The sequence below is a fragment of the Bacillus sp. JJ1521 genome (assembly GCF_036965165.1).
Taxonomy (GTDB): Bacteria; Bacillota; Bacilli; order Bacillales; family Bacillaceae_L; genus Ferdinandcohnia.
In genome coordinates, this window is sequence record NZ_JBALOX010000015.1 from 47099 (window position 1) to 57651 (window position 10553).

A 10553-nucleotide genomic window follows, 5' to 3' on the forward strand; every position below is an offset into this window, starting at 1 on the left:
TTGTTACTGCATGAAGAAAAACACGCACTAAAAATATATCTAACATCCTTTTATATAACCTTGATTTTATTTGATGTTGTTTATTATTTTATTTATAAGAGCCAAGAGATAGCCCCTGGATATAGCAATAAACTAGGATACTTAAATTATGCATTTTATTTCGGCCTATTAGTTCTCTCTTTTTATCTGTTTAAAAGAGGAAAACATACCACGATTAAATATATTTATGTAATCACCTATTTTACTCTTGCGATAATTTATGATTATATTGTTTTTTATAATAATCCAACCATGTATGCAAGTGGAAATGCTGCTGAAGTAATTCTTGTTTTGTTTTCACCACTATTTATTAATAAGCGCTTTTTTTGGGTAGCGTCAATTGGTGCCATTTTGCGTTATATTATTGTTGGGATACTACTTCATACCTCAATGGTATTACTTCCAATCGTACTAGTTTTGATATTATCAATAATAGGCTACATCCTCCTAACCCGTTTCAACTCGTATACAAAGGCGTTGACGGAAACACATGAGGAGCTTCGGAATAAGGAGAAGCTTGCGTTTGTGGGGCAGATGGCGACGACGATTGGGCATGAGATTCGCAATCCGTTGGCATCGTTAAAAGGGTTCACTCAGCTGCAGCGGGAAAAACATAAAGAGGATGATCTGCAGTATTCGATAATGGAGCAAGAAATCGATCGAATTAATTCAATCTTGAATGATTTGCTTGTGATTGGAAAGCCAAGGCAAATCAATGTGGAACAATGCAATTTAAAAGAACTTTTAGAATATGTCATTTCGATAATTGAGCAATCCGAACAAGGGAAAAATGTTGAGGTAGAACTAAGAATGGAAGCCTCATTCCCACAAATTGAATGTGATGAGAAACAAATGAAACAGGTTTTCCTAAATCTTATTAAAAATGGGTTTGAGTCCATGCCTGAAGGCGGGAAACTATCGATTGAAGGTAGTCAGACCGTCGATGATAAAGTGTCTATTCGGATATGCGATGAAGGCTGTGGAATTCCTAAGGATGTACAAGAAAAGCTATTTCAGCCATTTTTTACAACGAAGGATTATGGAACAGGACTAGGTTTAATGGTATCTAGAAAAATCGTCGAAGATCACCACGGGAAAATTGCCATCGAAAGTAATGAAGGAAACGGAACGAAAGTGGAAATTATATTACCGATTAGCCAGTAAGCCAACTAAAAAAGGGAGTTGGCTTACTTTTTTATGGAAACAAAAAACAGGTCACCTAGACCTGTTATTAGATTAAGATTTATTTAATTCCTGTCTCTGTTCCTTCGACACTTCGATTTTCCATCCAAAATTTAATATGTGTCAAAATGGAAAAAGAAAAAAAGAAATTCATTGCCAATACACCGACCAAAAGCTGCAAATCTCCAAAATAGATGCCAGTATATCCTTTTAATTTAATTACAATAAAACCTTCAAAGAGCAACAAAAAGACACTCAAAAATGCGGCCACCCCTGTGCGAATCATGTCATAATCCCCCTTTTTAGTTTTTTTGACCTATATGTAAATAAACGATTTATGAATAATTTGTGAACTTACTTAAAATTATACACCACTTTTTGATTATAGGTAAGATGAAAGCGCTAAAATTATAGTTGTAAAGTAAAAATTTTATTTAATAGTTATGGTTACTTCGAATTTTTCATAAAAGGAAAAATAGGTTGCTATCAATAAGTTGCTATACTATAATCAAAATTACGTCTTTTGTCGGAATATTCTTTTACACTGTGGATGATTAGCTAATTTCATGGTCTTTTATTCGTTAATTGGAGGTGGTTGGATGACGGAAGAGAAACATCCAGAGTTGAAGGTGGAAGCGGAGCGTCTAGATTTTACGAAGAAGTACATGGATATTGTGATTCAGGCTTCAGAGTCAACTGAGGAAAGCTTTCGGGAAAACTTGAAGGGAGCTCTTGAGGGGGTGGATTTCAAAGATAGTAGTTTGAGCTATCTTAATATGTTAACGAATTCAACCCTGCTTAGAAGGACACATGAAGAGGTACGAAACCTCAAGAGAAACCGCAATAAGCCTTATTTTGCCCGAATTAATTTTAATCGGAAAGAAACGGAGAAAGAGGAGATTCTTTATTTTGGAAAGGTATCTCTCTTTGACAAGGAAACCCAGCAGCCAATCATTGTCGACTGGCGCTCACCTGTCGCGAATCTTTATTATGATGGTCGCCTTGGTGAAGTCTCATATGAAGCAGAAGGTGAGGAATACGAGGGGTACTTATCCTTAAAGCGTCAATTCATCATTGATGAGGGGGAGCTTGAGGAAATTCGGGATGTTGATCTTACAACGACAGATGAGCTTCTCCAAAAATCGCTATCTGAAAGTGCAAGCAATCGCCTAACTGATATTGTTTCAACGATTCAGGAAGAGCAAAACAACATCATCCGCGCCGATCTTAACAAGCCGATTATTGTTCAGGGAGCTGCGGGAAGTGGAAAAACAACGATTGCGCTACATCGAATCTCGTATTTTATCTACACTTATGCGGAATATTTTTCACCAGACCAACTAATGATTCTTGCACCAAACCGACTTTTCATTGATTATATTTCGGAGGTGCTCCCAGAGTTGGGCGTCGATACTATTCTGCAGACGACCTATGTAGAATTTGTAAAAAAGTGCCTTGGAAAACAGATCAAGCTGACAAAGCCAGAAGAGAAGTTGCTTGGTTTCATTCATGGGGAATTTAAAAATCCTGACATGATTAAGTGGATTTCGGCATTCAAAGGTTCACTCGAATACAGGGATATGCTGGAGCATTATGTGGAGGATATTTTAAGCTCATTGCTGCCACAGGAGGACTTCTTTATCTCGAAATTTCGACTGTACAAAGCACGAGATATCCATCATTTAATGACCTATGAATATCGTTATCTCCCTTATTATAAGCGGATTGACAAGGTGAAAAAAGTACTCCAAAACACGGTTCGCCTCCAAAAAAAGAACATGCTTCATAAGATTACCAAGTTTTATGATGATAAGCTTGATAATGTGTTGTTTAAAACGCAAATTGACCCGGAAAAACGCAAACGTTATGTGACGAAAGCTCTTGATAAAAAAGCAGAGCTCATCGAAGAAATCACTAAGCAATCACGCACCGCTGTTAATACTTATATAAAAAAGCTGCCACACCATGATGTGTTCTACTATTTTCAAAGGTTTGTGTCAGAGCTTTTTCCTACTTATGCATCTGGGTTCCTGACCGGTGAGCAAATTCAATTTTTTATGGATTACCAAAAACAACTTCAAAAATCAAAGCAATATGAGCTTGAGGATTTAGCGGGTCTCCTTTATTTGAAGGCAAAACTGTACGGGGTGAAGAAGGAATTAATGGCCCGCAATGTCGTCATTGATGAGGCGCAGGATTATAGTTATTTTCAGTTAGCATCTTTAAAAACAGCCCTTGAAACGGATATGTTCACAATTGTGGGTGATTTAGCTCAAGGAATCCATTCCTATCGGGGAATTAATAATTGGACACCGGTCCTTGATAAAATCTTTCCAAGAGCGACCTATAAAACCTTACAAAAAAGCTACCGGACCACCATTGAAATTATGAATACGGCAAATCAATTGCTTGAACTGCTGGATTTAGATTTACCAATGGTTGAGCCAGTTGTTCGCCATGGGGAAAAGCCTGTATTTTATCAAATTAATGGGGCAGAAAAGGAAACCATCAAGGCTTTAACTGAGGTCATTAAGAAACTTTACATTGAAAAAATGAAAACAATAGCCATCATTGGAAAGACAAATACAGAGTGTCAAAAGCTAGCGAAAATCTTTAAAAAATACAGTGATCTACCAGTTCAGCTTTTAAAAGAAAATGAAGAGATTAATAAGGAAGAAGTCGTAATCGTAAGCTCTCATTTATCGAAGGGCTTGGAATTTGATGCTGTGATCATCTATTCAAATGAGGAAAAATTCTACCAAAATGAAATCGACATTAAGCTCCTGTATGTATCCATGACTCGTCCATTGCACCGACTGCATTTTTTCGGAACCGACGTCACCAATTTTATGCTCGATAAAGTAGATGAAGATTTGTATGAAAAAACGCAAAACACCTGAATTGGGTTTTGCGTTTACTTTTTTAAAATACTTTTGTCGTCCAAGATTCAACATTCCATACATCCGTCACGACATCCTGATAAAATTCCGGCTCGTGGCAGATGAGTAGCATGCTTCCTTTATATTCTTTAAGGGCGCGTTTTAGCTCATCCTTCGCATCGACATCAAGGTGGTTTGTCGGCTCGTCAAGAAGTAGAATATTTGTGTCTTTGTTGATTAACTTACAAAGACGGACCTTTGCTTTTTCTCCACCACTTAACACTTCAACCTTACTTTCAATATGCTTTGTTGTAAGACCGCATTTAGCAAGTGCCGCCCGAACTTCATATTGGTTGAAGGAAGGGAATTCACTCCAAATTTCTTCAATACATGTATTATAGTTTGCTTCTTTCATCTCTTGTTCGAAATAACCAATTTCTTGGTTTTCACCAAGCTCTACTGTTCCAGAAAGAGGATTGTTCATGCCAAGGATGCTTCGGAGCAGAGTTGTTTTTCCAATTCCGTTTGCTCCAACTAAGGCAATCTTTTGGCCTCTTTCCATGCGGAGGTTAAGCGGCTTCGAAAGTGGATCATCATACCCAATGACAAGATCCTTCGTTTCAAAAATAAGCTTACTTGATGTTTTACCTATTCTAAAATTGAATTCTGGCTTAGGCTTTTCTTTTGCTAACTCAATAACTTCCATTTTATCGAGTTTCTTCTGACGCGACATTGCCATATTTCTTGTAGACACACGCGCCTTGTTCCGAGCGACGAAATCCTTAAGTTCGGAAATTTCCTGTTGCTGTTTTTTATAAGCAGACTCTAGCTGCTGCTTTTTCACTTCATATACCTTTTGGAAGTTATCATAATCCCCAACATAGCGATTAAGCTCTTGGTTTTCCATATGATAAATGAGATTGATGACACTATTTAAAAATGGGATATCATGTGAAATCAGGATAAACGCATTTTCGTATTCTAGTAGATAACGTTTTAACCAGATGATATGTTGCTCATCCAAGTAGTTCGTTGGCTCATCCAGTAACAGAATGTCTGGCTTTTCTAGTAAAAGCTTTGCAAGCAGGACCTTTGTACGTTGACCGCCACTTAAATCCTGAACATCGCGCTCGAGGCCAATATCCTCAAGACCTAGTCCACGGGCAATCTCATCAACCTTTGCATCGATGACGTAAAAGTCATTGTTTGTAAGAGTATCTTGGATAATCCCAACGTCCTCGAGCATTTTTTCGAGCTCCTCGGGAGTGGCATCACCCATTTTTCCATAGAGTTCATTCATTTCTGCTTCCATATCAAAGAGATATTTAAAAGCATTGTTTAATACATCACGTATAGTCATACCTTTTTCAAGCACAGTATGCTGATCAAGATAACCAACACGGACATTTTTTGACCATTCAATCTTACCCGCATCAGGCTCAAGCTTCCCAGTAATGATATTCATGAAGGTTGATTTCCCTTCACCATTTGCACCAATTAACCCGATATGCTCACCTTTTAAAAGACGAAACGAAACATCATTAAAAATTGCACGATCACCAAAACCGTGACTCACATTCGAAACTGTTAATATACTCATCTATTTACACCTTTTTCTAGGACCAAGGGGACGGTTCCATTGGCCCTGTGTTTTCGGAAAATTATTATGAATAGGGACCAGTAAACCGTCCCTATGGTTCAACACACATATACCGATTATAAACGAGAAATCAGGGGGTTGGAAAGGGTACTTTATTAGTAGTACAGTAAAAATTTTCTTTTCGTCAAATAATCTGCGGACTTGTCTCATATGAATAAGTAATGAAATAAAGTGTAAGGGGCCCACAAGATGAAGACATTTTTTAAGGGAACATTGTTATTGGTTATCGCAGCGTTTATTGGGGAATGCGTTGAATTTTTTATCAACCTCGTTCTGGCAAAGGAACTCGGTGGGCATGGAATGGGATTATACATGACTATTTTGCCATCCATTTTTTTAGTTGTTATTTTGGCAAGTCTTGAGTTGCCCGTATCCATCTCAAAATTCATTGCCGAAAAAGAGGACAGGTATCACCGCAGCATGCTCAAGCATGCGACCGTCTTAACAACAGTGTTTTCGGCAATTATTATTTCATTGGCATTTGTCATTTTACCAGTGATACCATTGTTCGATCAGTACCATCCCTTTGTAAAATGGTTAGTGATCATATTTATCCCAATTGTTTCGTATTTATCGATTGCCAGGGGTTATTTTATGGGGATTCAATCAATGGGCAAAATTGCCTTTGCAAACTTCCTGCGTAAAGCGGTGCAATTAATTTTGTTAGTTTTCATTTATCAACTGCTTGAATTTAAAATTCAAACTTCCATTTTAATTGCTTTATGTACCATTGTCGCCAGTGATTTGATTGTGTTTGGCTATTTAGGCTTGGAATATCTCATTCATTATCGTAGATTGGGTCAAAGACCAGGATCATCTTTAAGTGGAAAAGTGGTGCGGCGAAACCTGCTTGCTGTGTCCTTGCCGACAACCGGGATGCGAATCTTTCATGCCATCTCACATGCAGTTCAGCCATTTTTGATCAAAGCAGCTCTATTAAAAGCGGGTATGACTACAGCATTGGCGACCGAGCATTTTGGATTGATGACAGGGGTCGCCCTAACAATTGGCTTTTTCCCAGCGTTTATTGCACATTCATTGCTCATTGTGTTAATTCCAACGGTGTCTGAAGCGTATGCAAAGCGGGATTTGTCATTGCTTCAAAACTTGCTTCAGCAGGTAATGAGAATGACATTTCTATACGGCATTCCTGCCTGTGTGATTTTTTACTATTTCGCGGAACCACTCACCCAGATTTTCTTTGAATCACAAGCAGCAACTGTCTACTTACAAATGCTGTGGCCATATTTCCTATTCCATTTCTTCTTAATTCCAATGCAAGCGTACTTAATCGGGCTTGGATTAGTGAAGGATGCATTCATTCATAATGTATGGTCAACCGTTGTGTCGTTCGCGATTATGTTCGCCTTAGGTTCCTTACAGACACTGCAAATGGAGGGAATCATCATCGGGATGAACATGGGTGCTGTCTTGCTTGCTTTGATGCATTACGTCACCATCTGCAGAAAAATTGGTGTCTCCGTGATTTCGACTAAGTCTTTAGGGAACGCTGTTTGATTTAACTTTATTCAGCAAAACCCGGCTGAATAAAGTTAAAGCCTCTGGCGGATGCCATAGATTTTTATAAGGAAACTTTTCGAGCGTAAGATCAAAGACTAAAGACGCCACGTCCTGTGGCAACGTCTTTGTATGGGCTGAAAAAATCTAGGGGCAAATACGCTAAGGCACATTTGTTTGTTATTCAAGTTACTTCGTGATATAATGAGCAAGGTTAATGTCTAGCTGTCATTAATTACATTTCTTATTCTTAAACTTGACTATTAAAATATTAAAATACATTTCGTAAAGATTGGTAAATGGTAGAATACGATTAAGTCTAACCATGGCCTAGCTTCTATTTGTGTAGAGGTTAGGCCATTTTTTTATTGTTTTTTAGGAGGATTATGGATCGCATGTCGAGGAGCAACATTACAAAACAGGAAGAATTAACGCATATTAGCAGCTATGTTAGTAAACTAATAAAATCAAAGTTTGGAAAAGGACCGGAAACGTGTTTTACATCGATTTCGGATCAATATATTGTCGTTCATATCAAAAAGTTTATGACAAAAATTGAATCTGAACTCTTAAAGAAAGAGGATTTTGCGACCGCTGGTAAGATTCGAAAAAATATCATGAAAGACCTTTTAGACCCAATACAGGAAATGTTGGAAGAAACATGTGGTAAACCAATCATCCAAATATACCAGGATTGGAATTTTCAAAAAAACACTGGGGTTTTGCTTGCAGTAGTGAATGTAGGACAAAGGGGCAAAGTGGAAAATTCGCTTGAATTTATGTTACTTCGAAACGAAATAAGTAAACAAAGTGAATTTTATCAATATCAGCCAAATGAGCTGGACTTTACAAAGATTGGTGACACGATTTATATCATTAGATGTGCGGGATACATACTACCTATTGAAAGAATACTGATTGAAAAAGGAATGCACATCCTTGAGGAAAGAGAAGAAATAATCCGAAAAAGATACGATGCAAGTATATATCGATTTAACAAAATCATCAACAATGATATACATGATATCTTTATGATCTGGAATTACGAAATAAATGAAAGCTATAAGATTTTTTATTGTAAGTAAGATTGTTTTCATAATTCCCACCCAAGTAGACAAACTATAGTGTAAACATGGAAACTGAAGGGAAACGATGCTACAATAATATAGGCTGATGAATATGAAGTCATTGGCAATTGTAGTGAATCCCCAAAAGGTGGGAATCACATGAACTTACAGGAAAAATTAAAATACATAAGCAGTTACACAAGCAAAATCCTCCGAAATAAATTTGGAAGGGGACCTGAGTCCTGTTCTGCGGTTACAGCTGATCACTTTCTAGTCCTTCACATACGTGGCTTTATCTCTCCAATGGAAGAGGTTCTTTTAAAGGAGAATCAGCGTGTTCAGGTGGATCATGCAAGGGACGTTGTGATTACAAGTATTTNNTAAGACCTTTTTTCATGATTGGAACTTTCCGAACAACACAGGTATCATTATTGCAGAGTTTAATGATCCATTAATGCCAATGGAAAAGAATATGGAAGTTAATTTTTCACTTCTAGAATCTGAAGTCGCTCGGATTAGTCTTCTTGTCGAAAAGACGCCGGAAGCAACATTCAGTTTCCAAATTACCCCGAAGGTTTTTATTGTGAAACGTGAAGGAATCTTAGTTCCGATTGAAAAGGCGCTAATTGAAGAAGGCTTTGTGAAAGAACTCCATTTTGCAAAGGACGATCTTGAAAAAAGCTATCTGCACCGCTATGGAAAATTTGATCAGGTTTTTCAGCGAGCGGTTTCCGATATATTTGTTGACTGGAATTTTCAAAATGATAACAGCTTAATATGTTTTATTTTAAAATAAACATGGTAAATGCGAGGATGTCTTATTTTGACAAGCCTTCGTCATGACCTAACTTCGATTATGAGGTTAGGTCTTTTTCTTTTTGTACGAAAATGAGAAATAAAGGTTGGGGAAAAATGGGGAATAGAAGGTGGAAGGCGTTAAATTTTGCAGTTTTTCTATGTTGTTTCATTTTGATTTTAGGACAAATCTTTTATGTTGGATTCATGAATCGATGGGAACCCTATCTGTTGCTGATTGCTCTCATCGCTTCATTATTATCCATTTATGAATCGGGAAAAAATCGTGAGTTCCGATTTCTTGTGGAAAATGCCCCATATGCGATTTTGCTTATCCGTAAAGGGGAAATCATCTATATCAATGATACGGGGAAATATCTCATTGGCGCTGATGATGAGAAGTCGGTTATCGGCCATTCGCTCAATGACTTTATTCAATACGATTCTGAAACATCAACTAGAAGGATTGAAAGAGGACATAAATTTAAAAGGATTACAGAGGGTAAAATTAACCATCCTATGCTGGGAGAAATAGATGTAGAAATAAAACTAATGCCGATTACGTATCAAGGTGAAAGCTGCCAATACATAGTTATCCGTGACATAACAGAATTGAAAAAGGGCCAAGAGCTCATTCAACAAACGGATAAGCTATCAATGGTGGGGGAGATGGCAGCCGGTATCGCCCATGAAATTAGGAACCCGCTCACAAGTATAAAAGGTTTTGCGCAGCTTTTGCAGGATGAAAAAACGAAAGCCTATTCTGAGATCATGATTTCTGAAATTGATCGGATTAATACGATTGTTGATGAGATGCTGTTACTCGCAAAGCCGAAGAAGCTCCAATTGCGCAAGCAACAAATTACAAATGTGCTAAATGAAGTTGTGTTTTTGTTAGACACGCAAGCGATCCTCCATAATATCCGAATTAAGACGACCTATCATGATGATCTAAAAGGCTTGTTCATCAATTGTGAGGAAAATAAGCTGAAGCAGGTTTTTATTAATATCTTGAAAAACAGCATTGAAGCAATGGAAGATGGAGGACTTATCGATATTTCACTGTATCCAAAAGGTGAAAATGCGATGATTCGAATTAAAGACAATGGTAGTGGAATTCCGGCGGACAAGCTACCGAGGATTGGCAAGGCGTTCTTTACCACAAAGGAAAAAGGGACCGGCCTCGGCCTTATGATTTGCCAAACCATCATCCAAGAACACGGAGGCCAAATGACAATCGAAAGTGTCGAAAACGAAGGAACAACCGTGGAAATATCATTGCCTATAATAGAAGAAGGTCTTCATCTCGGATGAAGACCTTTTTGAGTTGGGAGTTGTCGGGTAAAATGATTCCGTTGGGGGTATGAAGTCCTGAACGCAGCCGGATTCCACGCGGAAAGTCCTTCATCAGGG

The 10553-nt window shown here is 37.8% G+C and carries 9 protein-coding genes; 7 read left to right on the top strand and 2 right to left on the bottom strand.

Going from position 1 to position 10553, the window contains the following annotated elements; genetic code table 11:
* Positions 1 to 1203: an ATP-binding protein gene (locus V7147_RS03490; RefSeq protein ID WP_335366474.1), complete on the top strand. Its 1203-nt coding sequence runs from the start codon at positions 1 to 3 to the stop codon at positions 1201 to 1203.
* 79 nt (positions 1204 to 1282) lie between these two features.
* Here the strand turns inward: V7147_RS03490 and V7147_RS03495 are convergent, their stop codons facing one another.
* Positions 1283 to 1507, bottom strand: a complete 225-nt coding sequence (locus V7147_RS03495; protein WP_335366475.1) for a hypothetical protein — start codon at positions 1505 to 1507, stop codon at positions 1283 to 1285.
* 313 nt (positions 1508 to 1820) lie between these two features.
* Between V7147_RS03495 and helD the strand changes: the two genes are divergently transcribed.
* On the top strand, positions 1821 to 4121 hold the full coding sequence (gene helD / locus V7147_RS03500; RefSeq protein ID WP_335366476.1) for an RNA polymerase recycling motor HelD: 2301 nt from the start codon (positions 1821 to 1823) through the stop codon (positions 4119 to 4121).
* 22 nt (positions 4122 to 4143) lie between these two features.
* Here the strand turns inward: helD and V7147_RS03505 are convergent, their stop codons facing one another.
* Entirely contained in the window at positions 4144 to 5700 is a 1557-nt protein-coding gene (locus V7147_RS03505) for an ABC-F family ATP-binding cassette domain-containing protein (RefSeq protein ID WP_335366477.1), read from the bottom strand.
* 249 nt (positions 5701 to 5949) lie between these two features.
* Here V7147_RS03505 and V7147_RS03510 point away from each other — a divergent pair, with 249 nt between their 5' ends.
* From V7147_RS03510 to V7147_RS03530, 5 genes are all read left to right on the top strand, one after another.
* Positions 5950 to 7278 carry a polysaccharide biosynthesis protein gene (locus V7147_RS03510; RefSeq protein WP_335366478.1) on the top strand — a complete coding sequence of 443 codons (1329 nt, stop codon included), beginning with the start codon at positions 5950 to 5952 and terminating at the stop codon, positions 7276 to 7278.
* A gap of 395 nt (positions 7279 to 7673) precedes the next feature.
* Positions 7674 to 8363 (top strand): Na-translocating system protein MpsC family protein, encoded by a 690-nt coding sequence (locus tag V7147_RS03515; protein WP_335366479.1) that lies wholly within the window; start codon positions 7674 to 7676, stop codon positions 8361 to 8363.
* 141 nt (positions 8364 to 8504) lie between these two features.
* Positions 8505 to 8729: a Na-translocating system protein MpsC family protein gene (locus V7147_RS03520; protein WP_335366480.1), complete on the top strand. Its 225-nt coding sequence runs from the start codon at positions 8505 to 8507 to the stop codon at positions 8727 to 8729.
* An 88-nt stretch (positions 8730 to 8817) separates the two neighbouring features.
* Positions 8818 to 9141 carry a Na-translocating system protein MpsC family protein gene (locus tag V7147_RS03525; RefSeq protein WP_335366481.1) on the top strand — a complete coding sequence of 108 codons (324 nt, stop codon included), beginning with the start codon at positions 8818 to 8820 and terminating at the stop codon, positions 9139 to 9141.
* A gap of 116 nt (positions 9142 to 9257) precedes the next feature.
* On the top strand, positions 9258 to 10454 hold the full coding sequence (locus V7147_RS03530; protein ID WP_335366482.1) for an ATP-binding protein: 1197 nt from the start codon (positions 9258 to 9260) through the stop codon (positions 10452 to 10454).
* Positions 10455 to 10553 lie beyond the last annotated feature (99 nt).